Annotated in this window: 18 protein-coding genes; 6 read left to right on the top strand and 12 right to left on the bottom strand. The window is 60.4% G+C overall.

The window, feature by feature from the left end:
- Positions 1 to 26: 26 nt before the first annotated feature.
- The 3 genes from ACPPVP_RS18450 to ACPPVP_RS18440 all read right to left on the bottom strand — a co-directional run bounded on the left by ACPPVP_RS18450 (position 27) and on the right by ACPPVP_RS18440 (position 2,227).
- Entirely contained in the window at positions 27 to 572 is a 546-nt protein-coding gene (locus ACPPVP_RS18450; RefSeq protein WP_426536770.1) for a DUF2059 domain-containing protein, read from the bottom strand.
- A 24-nt stretch (positions 573 to 596) separates the two neighbouring features.
- Positions 597 to 1,295 carry a ribose-5-phosphate isomerase RpiA gene (rpiA, locus tag ACPPVP_RS18445; protein WP_426536768.1) on the bottom strand — a complete coding sequence of 233 codons (699 nt, stop codon included), beginning with the start codon at positions 1,293 to 1,295 and terminating at the stop codon, positions 597 to 599.
- A gap of 95 nt (positions 1,296 to 1,390) precedes the next feature.
- Entirely contained in the window at positions 1,391 to 2,227 is an 837-nt protein-coding gene (locus ACPPVP_RS18440) for an SDR family NAD(P)-dependent oxidoreductase (protein WP_426536766.1), read from the bottom strand.
- 66 nt (positions 2,228 to 2,293) lie between these two features.
- Between ACPPVP_RS18440 and gph the strand changes: the two genes are divergently transcribed.
- The 5 genes from gph to ACPPVP_RS18415 all read left to right on the top strand — a co-directional run bounded on the left by gph (position 2,294) and on the right by ACPPVP_RS18415 (position 7,231).
- Positions 2,294 to 2,980, top strand: coding sequence for a phosphoglycolate phosphatase (gene gph, locus ACPPVP_RS18435; protein WP_426536764.1), 687 nt, complete (start codon positions 2,294 to 2,296; stop codon positions 2,978 to 2,980).
- 153 nt (positions 2,981 to 3,133) lie between these two features.
- Complete coding sequence (locus ACPPVP_RS18430) at positions 3,134 to 3,568, top strand: hypothetical protein (protein WP_426536762.1); 435 nt, start codon at positions 3,134 to 3,136, stop codon at positions 3,566 to 3,568.
- Positions 3,569 to 3,679: 111 nt separating this feature from the next.
- Complete coding sequence (gene moaA, locus ACPPVP_RS18425; protein WP_426536760.1) at positions 3,680 to 4,714, top strand: GTP 3',8-cyclase MoaA; 1,035 nt, start codon at positions 3,680 to 3,682, stop codon at positions 4,712 to 4,714.
- A 379-nt stretch (positions 4,715 to 5,093) separates the two neighbouring features.
- Positions 5,094 to 5,633 carry a TRAP transporter small permease subunit gene (locus ACPPVP_RS18420; RefSeq protein WP_426536758.1) on the top strand — a complete coding sequence of 180 codons (540 nt, stop codon included), beginning with the start codon at positions 5,094 to 5,096 and terminating at the stop codon, positions 5,631 to 5,633.
- On the top strand, positions 5,630 to 7,231 hold the full coding sequence (locus tag ACPPVP_RS18415; RefSeq protein WP_426536756.1) for a TRAP transporter large permease: 1,602 nt from the start codon (positions 5,630 to 5,632) through the stop codon (positions 7,229 to 7,231). The genes ACPPVP_RS18420 and ACPPVP_RS18415 overlap by 4 nt, the downstream gene beginning before the upstream one ends.
- Positions 7,232 to 7,281: 50 nt before the next feature.
- On the opposite strand, the gene ACPPVP_RS18410 is transcribed toward ACPPVP_RS18415, so the two are convergent.
- The 7 genes from ACPPVP_RS18410 to ACPPVP_RS18380 form a co-directional block, all read right to left on the bottom strand.
- Complete coding sequence (locus ACPPVP_RS18410) at positions 7,282 to 7,998, bottom strand: TorD/DmsD family molecular chaperone (RefSeq protein WP_426536754.1); 717 nt, start codon at positions 7,996 to 7,998, stop codon at positions 7,282 to 7,284.
- Positions 7,934 to 8,623, bottom strand: a complete 690-nt coding sequence (locus ACPPVP_RS18405; RefSeq protein ID WP_426536752.1) for a DUF3306 domain-containing protein — start codon at positions 8,621 to 8,623, stop codon at positions 7,934 to 7,936. Before ACPPVP_RS18405 ends, ACPPVP_RS18410 begins: the two co-directional genes overlap by 65 nt.
- Entirely contained in the window at positions 8,616 to 9,116 is a 501-nt protein-coding gene (locus ACPPVP_RS18400) for a DUF3305 domain-containing protein (protein WP_426536750.1), read from the bottom strand. Before ACPPVP_RS18400 ends, ACPPVP_RS18405 begins: the two co-directional genes overlap by 8 nt.
- A 115-nt stretch (positions 9,117 to 9,231) precedes the next feature.
- The gene (locus tag ACPPVP_RS18395) at positions 9,232 to 10,263 is read right to left on the bottom strand and encodes a formate dehydrogenase subunit gamma (RefSeq protein ID WP_426537921.1); all 1,032 of its coding nucleotides are present in this window, start codon (positions 10,261 to 10,263) and stop codon (positions 9,232 to 9,234) included.
- 51 nt (positions 10,264 to 10,314) lie between these two features.
- Entirely contained in the window at positions 10,315 to 10,911 is a 597-nt protein-coding gene (fdh3B, locus tag ACPPVP_RS18390) for a formate dehydrogenase FDH3 subunit beta (RefSeq protein WP_426536748.1), read from the bottom strand.
- A gap of 11 nt (positions 10,912 to 10,922) precedes the next feature.
- A complete protein-coding gene (locus ACPPVP_RS18385; protein WP_426536746.1) occupies positions 10,923 to 13,877 on the bottom strand; it encodes a formate dehydrogenase subunit alpha in 2,955 nt (984 codons plus the stop codon).
- 11 nt (positions 13,878 to 13,888) lie between these two features.
- Positions 13,889 to 14,098, bottom strand: a complete 210-nt coding sequence (locus tag ACPPVP_RS18380) for a formate dehydrogenase (protein WP_426536744.1) — start codon at positions 14,096 to 14,098, stop codon at positions 13,889 to 13,891.
- 543 nt (positions 14,099 to 14,641) lie between these two features.
- Between ACPPVP_RS18380 and ACPPVP_RS18375 the strand changes: the two genes are divergently transcribed.
- On the top strand, positions 14,642 to 14,944 hold the full coding sequence (locus tag ACPPVP_RS18375; RefSeq protein ID WP_426536742.1) for a DUF3551 domain-containing protein: 303 nt from the start codon (positions 14,642 to 14,644) through the stop codon (positions 14,942 to 14,944).
- A 169-nt stretch (positions 14,945 to 15,113) separates the two neighbouring features.
- Here ACPPVP_RS18375 and ACPPVP_RS18370 read toward each other — a convergent pair whose 3' ends face one another.
- On the bottom strand, positions 15,114 to 16,202 hold the full coding sequence (locus ACPPVP_RS18370) for a TRAP transporter substrate-binding protein (RefSeq protein WP_426536740.1): 1,089 nt from the start codon (positions 16,200 to 16,202) through the stop codon (positions 15,114 to 15,116).
- A gap of 207 nt (positions 16,203 to 16,409) precedes the next feature.
- Positions 16,410 to 17,498: a TRAP transporter substrate-binding protein gene (locus ACPPVP_RS18365; RefSeq protein ID WP_426536738.1), complete on the bottom strand. Its 1,089-nt coding sequence runs from the start codon at positions 17,496 to 17,498 to the stop codon at positions 16,410 to 16,412.
- Positions 17,499 to 17,653 lie beyond the last annotated feature (155 nt).

The raw sequence follows: 17,653 nt of genomic DNA, 5'->3' as shown, positions 1-17,653 counted from the left end.
CCGCCCGAAGTCGCCTCTTATTTCGATCAGATATCCTTGCCGCGCTTCTTCATCTCGGCGCGGAACTGGCCGTTGATGACTTCGGCAAATTGCTGCGCCCACTGGTTCATATAGGACATGCTGAACTGGATGGCGCGCGGCTCGCTCGCGAGCAGCTTCTGGCCGAGCGGCGACTTGTAGAAGTTGACGAGATCCTTCAGCTCCTGCTCGGAGAACTCGTTGGCGTAGACCTGAGCCATGCCGTCGCCGATTTCCTTTTCGCGGCCCGCAAGATTCTTGGCCACGATCTCGGCGACCTCGTTGAGGTCCTTCTGGTAGTTCAGATTACTCTGCAACAGGACGTTCTTGGTCTGCTGGACGAGATTGGGAACGGCGTTGGCGTACATCGCGCTCGCGTTCTTCATCGTCAGGATTTCCTTGGCGGCGGCGAGCGCTGCCGGCGAAGCCTGCTTGAGTGGCGTGGCCGCGGGCGCTGCGGGCGCGTTCTTCTGCTGCGCCTCGGCCGGAACGGCGGTCAGGGCCAGTCCCATTGCAAGGCCGGCCGCCGACAAAATCCGTGAAAGGCTCTTCATTCCGATTCTCCTCGATTACCGGCGTTACCGCCGTTCAACTACGCGAATTCCCTGAGCACCCGCCAGGACGGCGATACTGGCCAGGCCAATGAACAACCCGTGTTCGACGACACCCGGGATCAGGCTCAACAGGCCCGCCAGACGCGGCGCATCCGTGATGCGTTCCAGATGAGCATCGACAATCCAGTGGCCGCCATCGGTGACAAAAACGTGGCCGTCCTTGCCCTTGCGGAGCCCCATTTGCCCGGAAACGCCGCTTTGGGCAAATGCCGTGGCTATGGCCCGCTGGGTGGCAGCCAGCCCGAACGGAATCACCTCTACAGGTAGGGGAAAACGGCCGAGAACATCGACCCATTTGGTTTCGTCGGCAATCACGATCATGCGATCAGAGGCCGCCGCTACGATCTTCTCCCGCAACAGCGCGCCGCCGCCGCCCTTGATCAGGTTGAGCGCGCCATCGACCTCGTCGGCGCCGTCGACGGTGATATCGAGCCGATCGATCGCATCGAGCGTGGTCAGCGGAATTTTGCACGCTTCGGCCTGGGCGCGGGTCGCTTCAGAGGTGGGCACGCCCACCACTTTCATCCCGCCCGCAACCTTCTCGCCGAGCAGTTCAACAAAATGCCTGGCGGTCGAGCCGGTGCCGAGCCCGAGCTTCATGCCATCCCTGACGTGCTCCAGTGCTTTCGCCGCCGCCTGCCGCTTAAGTCCGTCCATATCCACGTGCCGAGAACCTTCCGAAATCCGCCGATCCGCGGGCGCATGTCTAGCGTCGTTTGGGCCTTGGGAACAGCACTTAAGGTCTTGCGTGAGCAGGATTATGGGGGTGAAACCCGGTCCATCGCGGCCAAAATGGCGGCGAAACGCGCCTCGACCTCGGCCCGCATGCCGGGATGGGTGAAAATATAGAGCTCATCATCCCGGATCGCAGCGAGCACGCGCGCGGCGACCGCGTCGGGCTCAAGCCCCGCCTCCAGCTGCCTTGCGATCTCGGCCACCATGGCCGCCGCCGGACTGGCGGGGTCGAGCGGCCTCGACTGGCCGTAGCGCTCGGGCCGGTTGCGCCCGCTCTCGCCGATGCGCGTGCGCACATAGCTTGGACACAGGACGCTGACGCCGATGCCATGCGGCTTGAGCTGAAGGCCAAGTCCCTCCGACATGCTGACCACGGCAAATTTGCTCGCCCCGTACGGGCTGAATCCCAGTCCGCCCTGCATCCCCGCCATCGATGCGGTGTTGACGATATGACCGCCTTCGCCATGCGCGCGGATGTGCGGCAGAAAACTTTTGATGCCGTGAAGCACGCCCATCAGATTGACGTCGATGACCCATCGCCAATTATCCAGCGAGATGTGGTCGATGCCGCCGCCGGCAGCGACACCGGCATTGTTACAGACCACATGCACATTCCCGAAGGCATCGAATGTTTCCTGCGCCGCGCGTTCGACGCTTTCCGCGTCGGCTACATCACAGATGGTGCCGCGTATGTCGGGAGAGATTTCCTGCAGGCTCTTGACGGCGGCCTGCAGCGCATCGGCCTCGATATCGGCCAGCATCACTTTCATGCCGGACCGGGCAAATGCGCGGCCCAGCGCAAGGCCGATGCCTGCGGCTCCGCCGGTCACAAAGGCCGTCTTGCCGGCAAACTCTCGCATGGCGGTTCCTCCCGGATTTGAACTTCCCTACTTGCATGATGCTTTGCCTGCCGCTAGCGAATTCCCATGACCCTTCCCCGCACTGTTGTCTTCGATCTCGACGGCACCCTCGTCGACACCGCGCCCGACCTGATCGCCGCGCTCAATTTCGTGCTCGACCGCGAAGGCCTGCCGCCGGTGCCGCTGCAATCGGCGCGCAACATGATCGGCGCCGGCGCCCGCAAGCTGATCGAGCGCGGGCTCGAGCTGGAAGGCCGCATGATGGGCGTCGAAGACGTCAACCGGCTGACAAAGGATTTCATCGACTATTACGCCGCCCACATCGCCGACGCCTCGCGGCCGTTCGAGGGGCTGGAAGCCGCCCTCGATGAGCTTGCGGCGCAGGGCTGCCGCTTCGCGGTGTGCACCAACAAGCTGGAATGGCTGTCGAAGCGGCTGCTCGAACAATTGGGCCTGAGCGGACGTTTTGCCGCGATCTGCGGCGCCGACACGTTCGGCGTCTCCAAACCTGACCCCATCATCCTGCAGCAGACGGTGGCGCGGGCGGGCGGCGATATGGCGGCGACCATCATGGTCGGCGACGCCGGCCCCGACGTCGGCGTAGCACGGCGGGCCGGCATTCCCGTGATCGGCGTCGAGTTCGGCTATACCGATGTACCGATCGCCGAACTGAAGCCCGACCGATTGATCGGCCACATGCGTGATCTGCCGGCGGCGGTGGAAAGCCTCAGCAAGGTCGCGCCTCGCACCTAACTATCTGATTTATTGGATGTATCAGGATCGCTAATAGTCAGCGTTAACCATCACTTAACGATTTTGCCCCGATTGGTTGCAGCTTTGTTCTTGCACTCCTATGGTTCGCCGCTGGGGATTGTGGCGGATTGCCGCAAGTCAGAGTGATCGATCATGCGTCGTGTCATTGCGATTGCCGTCACCGGAGCGAGCCTCGCCGGCTGCTCCTCGTTTTCTCTTGATTCCTTCAAGTCGGCGCCGCCGCTGGTGAAGGTTGCGCTGGAATCGACGCCCTCGGGAGCAGATGCCACGACTTCGCTCGGACCGGCCTGCAAAACCCCCTGCTCGATCGATGTGCCCGCACCCGACGCGGGCTTCTCCGTCACCTTCACCAGCCCCAAATTCCAGCCGGTCACGGTTCCGGTCCAGGTGATCCGCAATCCCGGCGATTTTAGCTCACCGCCGACGACCGTCATCGAGCCCAGCCCGGTGTTCGCAGAACTCCAGCCGGCCGCGCCGCCGCCGAAGTCGATGCGGCCGAAGAAGCCGAAAGCACCCAAGGCGGCCGCAGCACCTGCCCCTGCCCCGGTGCAGGCCGGCACGCGCTGATCCCGCTGCAGCCTGCTCCGGCAGGTTGCGGATTGAAGACGCCGTGGAAGCTGCCTAGATTGTGCCAGCGACGTCGCGGGCAGCCCCGTGCCGAAACCAGCAAGGCAGGTTATGAGCGGTTCCTCGTTGACTTCATCCGATCAGCGGCTCCAGCCGATGGTCGATCCGTTCGGCCGGACCATCCGGTATCTGCGCGTGTCGGTGACCGATCGCTGCGACCTGCGCTGCTTCTACTGCATGTCCGAGGACATGACCTTCCTGCCGAAAGCCGATCTCCTGACGCTGGAAGAACTCGACCGGCTGTGCTCGGCCTTCATCGCCAAGGGCGTGCGCAAGATCCGCCTCACCGGCGGCGAACCGCTGGTCCGGCGCAACGTGATGTCGCTGGTGCGCTCGCTGTCGCGGCATCTTTCGAGCGGCGCGCTCGATGAACTGACGCTGACCACCAACGCTTCGCAACTGGCGCGCTTCGCCGGCGAATTGCGCGACTGCGGCGTTCGCCGCGTCAACGTTTCGCTCGACACACTCGATGCACAGAAGTTCCGCGCCATCACGCGCTGGGGCGATCTCGACAAGGTCCTGGCCGGCATCGAGGCCGCGCGCGACGCAGGCCTTGCGGTCAAGATCAACGCGGTGGCGCTGAAGAACATGAACGAGGAGGAAATCCCCTCGCTGATGGAATGGGCGCACGGCAAAGGAATGGCGCTGACGTTGATCGAAGTCATGCCGATGGGCGACATCGGCGAAGGCCGGATCGATCAGTACGTACCGCTGTCGCTTCTGCGCGCCCGCCTCGCCAAGCACTACACGCTGACCGACCTCGACGATGATACCGGCGGCCCCGCCCGCTATGTTCGCATTGCCGAGACCGGCGGCAAGCTCGGCTTCATCACGCCGATGACGCATAATTTCTGCGAGTCCTGTAACCGGGTACGGATCACCTGCACCGGCACGCTACATACCTGCCTCGGCCACGAGGATGCCTCCGATCTGCGCAGGCCGTTGCGAGCTTCCGCCGACGACGACATGCTGTCGGCCGCGATCGATCGCGCCATCGGGCTGAAGCCGAAGGGCCACGACTTCATTATCGACCGCCGGCATAACCGCCCGAGCGTTTCACGGCACATGAGCGTCACCGGCGGCTGATTTCGCCGCTCATTCACGCGCCAGCCCAACGCGGATTTCGTCAGGCCAACCAACGAATTAACTCCCGCGTCAATTTGTCCATTTTCCGATTGACGCCGCCGCGGCGCGCTGAAATGGTGCGGCTGCTTCACGCCAGCACGGCCGGAACAGGCCGCTGCATCCCCACAGGTTGCAGTCAAGACGGCGGTAGCGCGAGACGGGGGAGGATTATCGTTGCAATCGCATCTGCGAATGAGTTGCGGGTCTGCGCGTTTTTCGCGCGGGAGCGAGCCTGCGCGTCGGATGCAGGATCGCAGCTCCGGACGTCCGGCGCGAGATGGCAACGCAGTATCAATGAAGACATCCGGCGCGCCTCGATGACGCGGCCGAGGAGAGCGTAATGCGCCCATTGTTGGCACTGAGCAACTCTATCGATTGGCTCAATGAGAAATTAGGCGGCATCTGCAACTGGCTCGTGCTCGCAGCCTGCGTAGTGAGCGCCGCCAACGCGATGATCCGCTACGCGTTCGGCTACAGTTCCAACAGCTGGCTCGAATTGCAGTGGTACATGTTCGCCATCTTCGTGATGTTCGGCGCCTCCTATACCTTCAAGAAGAACGAGCACGTCCGGGTCGAGATCCTGTATCTGATGCTGTCCGAGCGTGGTCAGCTCAAGCTCGACCTGATTGGCACGCTGTTTTTCCTTATCCCTTCCTGCCTGCTGCTCAGCTATCTGTCGTGGCCGTTCTTCCTGCAGGCCTACGTCGTCGGTGAAACGTCGAGTAATGCCGGCGGCCTGCTGCGCTGGCCGATCAAGCTCGTCGTTCCCGTGGGCTTCGTATTCCTGGCGTTGCAAGGGCTCTCCGAGGTGATCAAGCGCATCGCTGCACTGAAGGGTTATGTCGTGATCGATGCGAAGTATGAGAGGCCGACCCAATGATCACGCTGGAGATGATGCCGCCGCTAATGTTCGGCGGTTTGATTCTGGCCATGCTGATCGGCTTCCCGGTCGCCTTCACGCTGGCCGCGCTCGGGCTGTCGTTCGGCTTCCTGTCGATCTATCTCGGCTTCTTCGACATGAACTTCCTGCAGGCCATTCCGGGCCGCATCTTCGGCAGCGTGCTGTCCAACGAATTGCTGCTGGCTATTCCCTTCTTCACCTTCATGGGCGCAATCCTGGAACGCTGCGGTCTCGCCGAAGACATGCTGGACTCGATGGGCCAGTTGTTCGGCCCGATCCGCGGCGGCCTCGGCTATTCCGTCATCATCGTCGGCTTCATCCTCGGCGCGATCACCGGCACGGTGGCGGCGCAGGTCATCGCCATGGCGTTGATCTCGATGCCCGTGATGCTGCGCTACGGCTACAACGTGCGATACATCACCGGCGTGCTCGCCGCGTCCGGTACCATCACCCAGCTGGTGCCGCCGTCGCTGGTGCTGATCGTGATGGCCGACCAGCTCGGCAAGTCGGTCGGCGACATGTATCTCGGCGCCTGGGGCCCGTCGGTGCTCCAGATCGCCCTGTTCGCCGGCTACACGTTCATGCTGGGCATATTCAAGCCAAGTCACGTCCCTGCGGTTCCGAAGGAAGCACGGACGCTGACCGGCTGGCCGCTCTGGCGCAAATGCCTGATGGGCATCATTCCCTCCGCGGTGCTGATCTTCGTGGTGCTCGGCACCATGATGCTCGGCCTGGCAACGCCGACCGAAGCCGGCGCGATGGGCGCGATCGGAGCCATCGTGCTCGCCGCGGTCCACCATAAGGATCTGAGCAACAAGGGGCACAAGATGCTCCTGATCGGCATCGCCGCCACCGGCGTCGGTGCGATCGTCGGAATCCTGATCGGCGAAGGCAAACTGTTCAAGCTGACCTTCGCGGTGGTCTATCTCGCCGTCGTCTGGCTCTGTCTCGAAGCCGTCCGCATTCCGGACCTGCGCAACCTGATCAAGCAGGGCTACGAGTCGACCATGCGGCTCTCCACCATGGTGGTGTTCATCCTGATCGGCTCGACCTGCTTCTCGGTGGTGTTCCTCGGCGTCTCCGGCGGCGTCTGGCTCGAGCACCATCTGACCTCGCTTCCCGGCGGCGTGTGGGGCTTCCTGATCTTCATCAACCTCTTCATCTTCTTCCTGGCGTTCTTCCTCGACTTCTTCGAGATCGCCTTCATCATCCTGCCGATGGTAGCGCCGATTGCGCAGAAGGTGCTGGCGCCGGTGGTGGGACCGGATGCCGCGCTGATCTGGTTCGGCGTCATGCTCTGCGTCAACATGCAGACATCGTTCTTGCATCCACCGTTCGGCTTCGCGCTGTTCTATCTGCGCGGCGTCGCGCCCAAGGAAGTGAAGAGCTCCGACATCTATTGGGGTGCGCTGCCCTGGATCGGCCTGCAGGCCATCATGGTCGCGATCGTGATCGCCTTCCCGGTCGTGGTGACCGCGCTGCTCGACAAGCCGCTCGACATCGATCTCAGCAAGGTCAAGATCGAGGTGCCGCAGATAGAATTGCCACCGCTGGATTTTGGCGGGCCAAAACAGTGATCAGGGCGTGGACTCGAAAATCGACGCAGCGGCGGATGTGAGTCATTTGCTCAGGCCAAACGAGCAAAGGCCTCGCTTTCAACGTCCACGAAAATCCGCCCTAGCGAACCCACGCGCGCGTAAAAATGGGCTGGTTCAGCTTGCTCGAGATCGACAAAGAAGCGCCTGATCCACGGAGCCAGATGCTGCTCGAAGAATTCCCGGTCAGCGTCGGCCGGACCAGCAAAAGGTCCGCCAATAAGACTGGCCATGATTTCGCATAGAATTGCGGCGTGATCCTCCGGCTCCGAACGACTTTCGGCTTTCTCAATTCCGAGAAGCTGAAGGGTCTGGCGCAGTCGCGCGAGCGGACGTCCATATAGCGTTCCCGTCAAATAGTGGGACGCATATGGCAAGAGCAAACCCCTTCCGAGACCGACAAATAGATCAAGATATTCCCGTTCCGCGTCCTGTTCACTCGTCCGGGCTGCCGCTTCGCCAAGTGCACTGTGCGCTGCCCCGATCGGGCTCGGATCGCCGTTTAAAAGCGTCAGCCGTGAGATCAACTCGGCATCCGGGCTGCGCGACAGCAAGGTCGCCAGCAGCGCATATTCCTGTGCGCGAGCACGATCGATCTCGTCGACAATCTCAGGACTCTGATAACTCGACGGCATTCTGCACCGATGAAGGGCTTGGCAACCGGTAACGCCAGCACGGCCCAACTCAATGCGGCCAGGCACTGCCGTGACGGCGGCGATTTCGGAAATGATCGAGATTCTCAGCTGCATGCGCGCTCTCCGACTTGTCCTCGGTTCCGAGCTTTTCGTTCAGATTGCTGGAAATGCTGGTATCGACCGATGGCAGTTCGGCAACCTGCTGCTGTGCGCGCTCGTGCACCACGGAGTGTTGATCGCCAATTGCGGAGGAAGGGCCCTGCTCGTCCGATGCTGACGATTGCAAAAATCTCTCGGAAACGCTCTCAAGCTTACCAAGGGCGTGCGTGAGAGCAGCCGTTTCGTTGCCTGTCATCTCCAGAGGGCCAAAACCTGGAATCGCATTCGGATCGTTGAAATCCCATTGGTTTTCCGCGATGCCGATAAAGCCACGAATGGCCGGATCGCTTGTCCACGCTTTCCGCAGCGCGGCTCGCGTCAATTCGTTGGGCACGCGGCTTTGCAGAAATCCCCGGACGTCGGTGTTGGCGCTGATCGCGTCAATGGATGGCAGGCTGGACAGATCAAAGGGTTCGTCGGCTGCCGCATTGATCCGGGGCTGCGCGGCGGTCGCTTCAGCAGGAACTGATTCTTTCGGCTCTATTGCTGAATCGATCCGGGTAGCTTCAATCGAGCGCTCGATATCTGACTGGCGCTTCAACCGTGCCCAGCGCAAAATGAAATTATCCGGCTCAGCCATCTCCCATTCTCCCCCTGTGATCAGAAGGCGCCTGCCGATCACGCTTACGTTTGACAAAGGGACGCTCGACATGATGCTGGGCAATGAATTGAGCAACAGCTTCTACGACGTCGGGCGGCATCGAGACAGCTTCGACAAGATTGCTGCCAGCGTCAGTGAGCGCCTCACCTTCCGCCGGATCAGCCGTTACGGCGAGAATCCCATATGGCCACTCGGACGCAACAGGACACAGGGCGACCCACAAAGTGGGCGTGCCCGACGCAAGATTTTCCCGATAATTTGTTGTCTCCGTCCGATGCAATTCGATCACCGCTTCGCCGGCAAAAAACAAGGTCGCTTCTGCTTCGGTATCGAGCGGCGTCCAGGGCGCGGCTGACGGAACCCCGACAAATACCGAGACCGGTCGCCACAGAAAATCAACCCACATGCTCCTGCCCTTGCGCCGCTCGACGACAACGCCAACTGGAATCTGCGCAAGCGCTGTTGATCTCAATTGATCGCCTCCTCGGCGTACCGCTCCCGAAGTGTCATCGATGTTCGCCAATCATCCGAAAACACTGCCTTCGACATTTCGCAGATGCCTCATAACCAGCAGCCAGCCGTCCCCGTTAACTCAGTGAGCGATGACGTTGGTCCGCGGACGTCGTCCAAGGCTGCTCCTGCCGTTCGTTGCTTGCGAGAACCTGGGCAAGCCAGAGATCGTGATGCTCCTTTGCCCAGTTGAGATCGACATCGCCGGTGGCCATCGCCTCGAACGCGCCCTCCATTCCGAGGGTGCCGATGTAGATATGCGCAATGATCACCGCAACGAAAAGGACGGCGATTACGGCGTGCACGACTTGCGCGATCTGCATGCCCGCAATATCCGTAACGTAGAACGGGAACATCAGCAGATATCCTGAAATGATGACGCCCACTCCAGCGCCGAGGGCAAACCAAAACACCAGCTTCTCGCCGGCATTGAAACGACCCGAAGGCGCGTGTTTCGATTTGATGAATCCGCCACCTTGCTTGACCCAATCGACGTCGACTTTTCGCAGGATGTTGTCCTTTATCCAGAGCGCGACGATAAGCACGAGACCGATAACGAACGCTGCACTGACGAAATTGTGCACATACTTGGCGGCTTGTGAAAGGCTGCTAAACGCCTCGGGCCCGATCATTGGGAGCAGCACGATCTTCCCGAACGTAATGTTCAACCCTGTCAAGGCGAGAGTCACGAACGATACTGCCGTCACCCAATGGGAGAAGCGCTCGAATGGGCTAAAGCGGCGGACCTTGCGCCCGGAACGGCCTTTCGAAATTCGGAGCCGCCCCATGATCAGATAGGCAGCGCCCAACGCTGCGATCATGCCGAGGATCGCGATCGCGCCGAGCCACCGCAATATGATTTCATGGAAATAGTCCCATTGCCGCCCGGCAGGCTGCATGAGAACCCGCGCCCTCTCGTTTGGCTGGGCGATATGTCCCTCGATTCGTGGCGATTGCTGCAGCAGCTGTTGCTCGCTCGCTACGCTCGCGGTTGGGTCGGGCGCGCCATCCGGGCCCAATCGCTGTGCGAGCACCGGTGGTGCCGCGACTATCAGGATTGTCAACGCAACGATGATGATCGAGCGAATGCGGGCAAGATAATTCATCATGGTCATTTGCCCGTTGGTCCGCATGTCAGTCTCCCAGTCGCCACAAGGCGCTCAAACCGCAATGCCCTCGTGATAGGCGGTGGTCCAACCCCATGCGCCCGAGCCATATCCGCGCTTCATCGCGCGCTCCTTGTATATTTCCGCGATGATCGCGCCATCACCCGCCAGCAGTGACTTGGTCGAGCACATTTCGGCGCAAATAGGCAGTTTACCCTCGGCGAGGCGGTTGGCGCCGTATTTGGCGTATTCGGCCGCCGTGGAATCCGCCTCCGGCCCACCGGCGCAATAGGTGCATTTGTCCATCTTGCCGCGCGATCCGAAATTCCCGACCTTCGGGTATTGCGGCGCGCCGAACGGACAGGCGTAGAAGCAATACCCGCAACCGATGCAGAGATCCTTGGAGTGCAGCACCACGCCATCGGCGGTCGTGTAGAAGCACGCCACCGGGCAGACCGCGGCGCACGGCGCGTCCGTGCAGTGCATGCACGCCATCGACACCGAGCGTTCGCCGGGCTTGCCGTCGTTGATGGTGACGACGCGGCGGCGATTGATGCCCCATGGCACCTCGTGCTCGTTCTTGCAGGCGGTCACGCAGGCGTTGCATTCGATGCAGCGGTCGGCATCACAAAGGAATTTCACGCGAGCCATCGTTTCTTCCCTCACGCCGCCCTGATCTCGCAGAGCGTTGCCTTGGGTTCCTGCATGCCCGTTGCCGGGTCGTAGCCATAGGTCGTGAGCGTGTTGACGCTCTCGCCAAGCACGATCGGATCTGCACCTTTCGGATACTTGCTGCGCAGATCAGCGCCTTGGTACCAGCCGGCAAAGTGGTAGGGCATCCAGGCGACGCCCTTGCCGACCCGCTCGGTCACAAACGCCTTCACCCGTGTCCTGGAGTTGCTCTCAGCTCCGGTGACCCAGACCCAACCGCCGTCCCGGATACCGCGCGCGGATGCGTCTGCCGGATTGATCTCGACGTACATGTCCTGCTTCAATTCGGCGAGCCACCTGTTGGAGCGAGTCTCCTCGCCGCCGCCTTCGTATTCGACCAGCCGGCCCGAGCTCAGGATAAGCGGGAATTTCTTGAAGATATCCCTGTCGACAGCGGATTTCTGGACTGAGAAACCGATGTTGGGGACCCGAAATTGCAGTCCGTCCCGGCGCGTTGGATATTTCCCGACGAGATCGGGCCGCGACGTGTAAATGACTTCGCGATGCACCGGGATTGGATCCGGCAAGTTCCAGGCAACCATACGTGCCTTGCCGTTGCCAAATGGGCTGCAGCCGTGCTCAATCGCCACGCGCTGGATACCGCCGGAAAGATCGAGCGACCAGGAAACGGCATCAGGATTGACGGCGTTCACCCGTTCGATGATCTGCATCTCCGAAGCGGTGAGGTCCTTGTCCCACCCCAGCTTCTTGAGGACGCCGAGAGTGAACTCCGGATAACCATCCTTGATTTCCGAGCCGAGCGAATAGGAACCCTCGGCGAGCAGGTTGTCATGCTCTTCTTGCTCGACTTCCTGTCCATTCTGCATGACCTTGCGCTTGACCACGCGCTCAACGCCAAAACGGGCACGGAACGTCCCCCCACCCTCCTTCACCGGGAGGTTGGTGTTGTACAGTAACCCGCTTCCGGGATGTCTGAATTCCGGCGTCCCCCAGCACGGCCACGGCAAACCGTAATAATCTCCGCCAACTTCAGGATCATCCTTCGGCGCCCTGAGAGTGATCAGGTCGAATTTTGCCTGGTTCTTGATGTGGGCTTTGAGGCGCTCAGGGGACTGACCGCAATACCCCGTCGACCACCCGCCACGGTTAATCTCGCGCAAGATGTCCTCAGCCGATACTGCGCCGTTTTCCACCTTGATGTTCTTGAACATCTTGTCGGCGAAGCCGAACTTCTTCGCGAGCAGGTACATCACATCGTAATCGTTCTTCGTTTCGAAGATCGGCTTGACGACTTGCTCACCCCACTGCAGCGAACGGTTGGATGCGGTGCGCGAGCCGTCCATCTCAAAACTCGTACAAGCCGGCAGAAGATACGTCCCGTTCTTGCGTTCCGAGAGCACCGACCAAGCCGTCGGGTACGGGTCGCAAACAACCAGCAGGTCGAGCTTTTCGATTCCCCGAACGGCTTCCGGCATCCTGGTGATGGTATTGACGCCATGCCCCATCACAAACATGGCCTGCAATGTATCGGGCTGACTGACCTGATCTTTCGGCAGCAACGTGGCGTCGAACCAGCGCGTGCTCGGGATTCCTGGGCTCTCCATCAGCGCCTTGCTGGCGAAGCGCGACCGCATCCAGTCGAGGTCGACTTCCCAGACCCTGCACCAATGCTGCCATGCCTCCTCCGAAAGACCGTAATAGAGAGGCAGCGTCGTTACATCGAGGCCGAGATCGGTGGCACCCTGAACATTGGTATGGCCGCGGAAAATGTTGGCGCCTCCGCCGGGATGACCCACGTTGCCGGTTGCAAGCAGCAAAATACAGCTTGCCCGAACATTTGCAGTACCGGTGGCGAACTGGGTCTGGCCCATTGCCCAGATAAGCGTGGCAGGCTTCTCGTGAGCGAAGACGTTGGCGATGTGCTTGACCTGGGCTTCCGGCAAGCCGGTGACGCGTTCGACCTCGTCAGGCGTCCATTTCGCGACTTCTTTGCGGATATCCTCGATACCGTAGACCCGCTGTTGGATGAATTCCTTGTCCTCCCAACCGTTCTCGAAAATGTGCCAGAGCATCCCATAGATGGTCGGAATGTGCACTCCGGGCCGCACCCGGACATATTCGGTTGCGTGCGCCGCGGTTCGTGTCATGCGCGGGTCCACGACGATCAGGTTGGCGCGGTTGAGTTCCTTACCTTCGAGAATATGCTGCAACGAAACGGGATGGGCCTCGGCGGGATTGCCCCCCATCAGCAAGATCGTCTTTGAGTTGCGGATGTCATTGTAGCTGTTGGTCATCGCACCGTAGCCCCAGGTGTTGGCTACTCCCGTGACGGTGGTGGAGTGACAGATGCGCGCCTGATGGTCGGAATTGTTCGTTCCCCAGAAGGCAGCAAACTTTCGGTTGAGATAGGCGGCTTCGTTCGTGAACTTGGCTGAACCAAGCCAATAGACGGAATCCGGGCCCGCCTTCCGGCGAATATCGAGGAGCCGATCGCCGATCTCATCGACGGCTTGATCCCACGAAAGCCGCTTCCACTGGCCATCCACCAGCTTTTGCGGATAACGCAAACGCCGATCGCTCAGGACGTCGTCCCGAACCGCCGCCCCCTTGCAGCAATGTGAACCGCGATTGATCGGGCTGTCGTAGTCCGGCTCCTGGCCAATCCACACGCCGTTTGCGACTTCGGCAATGACCGAGCAACCTACCGAGCAATGGGTGCAGATATTCTTCCGGGTCGTAACTGTCGCGCCCGCCGGAGGTGGCGGACCAGCCTGCGCCTTGCGCAAGCCGTCGAGAGGCAGATTACCGAGAGCCGCCAGCGCTCCGACGGCGACGCCGGAGCGCTTGAGGAAGGTGCGGCGATCCGAACCAACGCCGGAGTTCGCATCCTGCGCGGCGGCGGATCCTCCACGAACTCGATGGCGTTCCGACCGCTTGATCAACACGGATGTCGTCCTTATCGGCGTGGATAAGAGTTGACGCGATAGAAGTTGCGAACCTCGGGCGAGTTCGGCTGATAGCGCGCCTTCAGCTTGTCTGCGGAATTTTCAGATTTGACAGTCGTCCGTTCGGGCACCAATGCGCTCGCGGTGGCCGTCGCGACGCCAGCTATCGCAAGGCCAAACAGATGGCGCCGGCGAATACCTACCTTGAGGTGCTTCTTCATAGTTGCCGCACTCCTGAATTAGGCTGCGGCTAGCGTGCTAGCCCGCTCTGGTCGCCAAGGTTAGGTGTAGATTTCGCATCATGGCTGCAACCTATTCCGATCACTTCAGCGTGTATGCCGTCGCAACTCCGCTATTTGCATTCCCTAAACGCCAGAGACCCACCATAACCAGTATCCTGGGCTTTGGTCCTTCGAAAGACGTACTTAATTTCAAATTTGCACGGTCGTATTGAAGAGCCTTGCATCGCAACGACGCCTCGCAGCGTTTGCCCGGTCGGCGTGCGATTGCAAAAGCACAGGTCGAAACAACAAGAAGAAGAAGAAGAAGATCCATTCCATCCCCACGATTAAAGATGCTGTCACTGAAGGCTTTCGACTTGACGCGCGCAACCAAGGTAGAGCGCGTCCGCGATCTGCTGTCGCTCAAGGCGAACTGCGACGTGACGCCTGGCGAGCCGTAAGACTATTGATCCGCGAGTTGACGGTTGTCGCGGTAAGCCGCGCGTCATTTCGGAATAACAAAAAACACTGTTGGAGAGAGCTATGAGCACAGTTTGCAAGTCGGCAATGATCGCCGGATTCGCGTTTTCTACCTTCGCCTTTGCCGCTATGGCCGGATCTTCGGTGCAGGCCGGACCGATCGTTCCCCCTGGCCGCTACTGCATGACCTGGGACATAGGTGGCTCCGACTGCAGCTTTACGAGTTATGAACAGTGCATCGCAACTGCATCAGGCCTTGATGCGGAGTGTTACGGCAAGACGCTTCGCGATGACGAAGGTTCGCAAAGCCAGGATCGTCGTGGCTATAACTCCCGAGCCCAGGTCCCGCCAACGCGCCGCCGCTGATCATCCAAGCCATCGCTAGCAGCTCTGCACTTTTTTGTAGTGGCGCACAAAGCAGGACGACGTGCTCGCTGTCGGCGATCCGGCTTCCGCCGAAACGCCGGCGCAATGGCTGGACAAAACCCCGGATCGCCCCGGGGTTTTGCTTGACGAAGCCGTAGCCCGTTGACGATCAACCCTGCGAGTGGCGCGCCATGAAGTTGTCGTAACCGACTTCGGCGACCTGGAACCACTGATAGCCGCTGTTCGAGAACGATGTCAGCGATTCATGGAGCTTCTTGAAGTTTGCGTTGGTGGCGGAGACTTCGCTATGCAATTCCCTGGCAGCCTTGTAGCTCGCTTCCATAATTTCCGGTGAAAAGCCACGCAGCTTGGCACCGTTAGCCAGCAGCTTCTTCAACCCGATGGGATTGACCATGTCGTATTTCGCCATCATCCAGTTGTTGGCGAGGTGGCCGGCCTGCTCGAGAATGTTTTGATAATATTTCGGCAATGCATTCCACTTGTCGAGATTCACCATCGCCAGCAGCATCGGACCGCCTTCCCACCAGCCGGGATAGTAGTAATACGGCGCAACCTTGTTGAAGCCGAGTTTCTCGTCGTCAAAGGGCCCGACCCATTCCGCCGCATCGATCGTGCCTTTTTCCAGCGCAGGATAGATGTCGCCACCGGCCAATTGCTGCGGAACGCATCCGAGCTTCTGCATCACCCGCCCGGCAAAGCCGCCGATGCGGAATTTGAGACCCTTGAGATCGTCGACGGTTTTGATTTCCTTGCGGAACCAGCCACCCATCTGACAGGTGGTATTGCCGGCCAGCAGCGATGTGACGTTATAGCCCTTGTAGAATTCGTTCAGCAGGTCCTTGCCACCGCCGAGCATGTACCAGGCCTGGTTCAGACGCGCATTCGGTCCGAACGGCAGGGATGAGCCAAACGTGAATGCCGGATCCTTGCCGAAATAATAATAGGAGGCGGTGTGGCCCATCTCGACGGTGCCGTTCTGCACGGCGTCGAGGACCTGAAGGCCGGGGACGATTTCGCCGGCCGCAAAAGTCTGGATCTGGAATTTGTTGTCGGTCGCCTCGCCGACTGCCTTGGCCATCATCTCAGCGCCGCCATGGATCGTATCCAGCGACTTTGGCCAACTCGTGGTCATGCGCCACTTGATCTCCGGCATCGACTGCGCGATTGCCGGTGCCGCCAGCGTGGCCGCGCCGGCGGCGCCGATACCGGTGACCTTCAAAAACTCTCTTCGCTTCATGGATTTCCTACCTGCTGGTTTTTCGTTCGGCCTTCGTGATGAGGCCTGCGATCAGCATGGAACATCCAATTCCGGATTGCCATCCCGACATTGGGGGGAAAAAACCGGACTTTGAGCCCTGGCCGCTGGGTAGCTTTCCGGTTGCACAAATGAAAAACCCGACCTCCTCACGAAGGCCGGGCTGTTTTCTTCAACTGACGGGCTGGATCAGCCGCGGGTGCGCGAGCGGATCATGAAGCTGTCGTAGGTGTATTCGGCAACCTGCCACCACAGATACTGGTCGGAGCGGTAAGCCTGCATCGCGTCGATCGACTTCTTGAAGTCGGCGTTCTTGGCGGAGATCTCGGCCCACAATTCGTTGGTGGCCTTCAGGCAGGCTTCCAGCACTTCATTGGTGAAGGGACGAAGCTGCGTGCCGCCGGCGACCAGACGCTTCAGCGCCGTCGGATTCTGCATGTCGTAACGCGCATTCATCCAGGTATTGGCTTGGGCGCACGCACTGGCCAGGATCGCCTGGTAGTTCTTCGGCAGCGAATTCCACTTCTCGAGATTGACGAAGGAGTGGACCGTCGGGCCGCCTTCCCAGAAGCCCGGATAGTAGTAGTACTTCGCCACCTTGGCGAAGCCGAGCTTTTCATCGTCGTAGGGACCGACCCACTCGGCCGCGTCGATGGTGCCCTTTTCGAGCGCGGGATAGATGTCACCACCGGCGAGCTGCTGCGGCACCACGCCGACCTTCTGCAGCACCTGACCGGCAATGCCGCCGATGCGCATCTTGAGGCCCGACAGGTCGGCAACCGTCTTGATCTCCTTGCGGAACCAGCCGCCCATCTGGGTGCCGGTGTTGCCGGTGGGGAAACCGATCACGCCGAACTTCTTGAAGAACTCGTTGCCGAGCGCATCGCCACCGCCCTGATACCACCAGGAATTCTGCTGGCGCGCATTGAGGCCGAACGGGACGGAGGCGAAGATCGCAAAGGTCGGATCCTTGCCGACGTAGTAATACGAGACGGTGTGGCACATCTCGACGGTGTTGTTGGAGGTCGCATCGAGCGCCTGCAGACCCGGAACGACTTCGCCGGCCGCGAACACCTGAATCTGAAACTTGTTGTCGGTCATCTCGGCGACGTATTTCGAGACCTGCTCGGCGCCGCCATAGATGGTATCGAGCGACTTCGGGAAGCTCGACGTCAGGCGCCATTTGATCTCAGGCGATGATTGCGCGATCGCCGGCGAGGCAACGGCTGTCGCGGCAGCACCGGCCGCTGAAACCTTCAAAAAATCACGACGCTTCATTCAAGTCTCCTTAAGACGGGGGCGTTTCCCATATTCCTCGAGCTGTCCTCCGGCGGGGCGATTCCACGTCATCCGGGGCACTCTGGCGGGCGGCTTTAACACGGAAGTTCGGCTTCGAAAACGCGACAAAGGCATGACTGCACTGATTAAACCAA

This window comes from Bradyrhizobium sp. McL0615, from assembly GCF_049993905.1.
GTDB lineage: Bacteria > Pseudomonadota > Alphaproteobacteria > Rhizobiales > Xanthobacteraceae > Bradyrhizobium.
The sequence above is the reverse complement of the archived record's forward strand: the minus strand, read 5'-3'. Positions and strand labels throughout refer to the sequence as shown.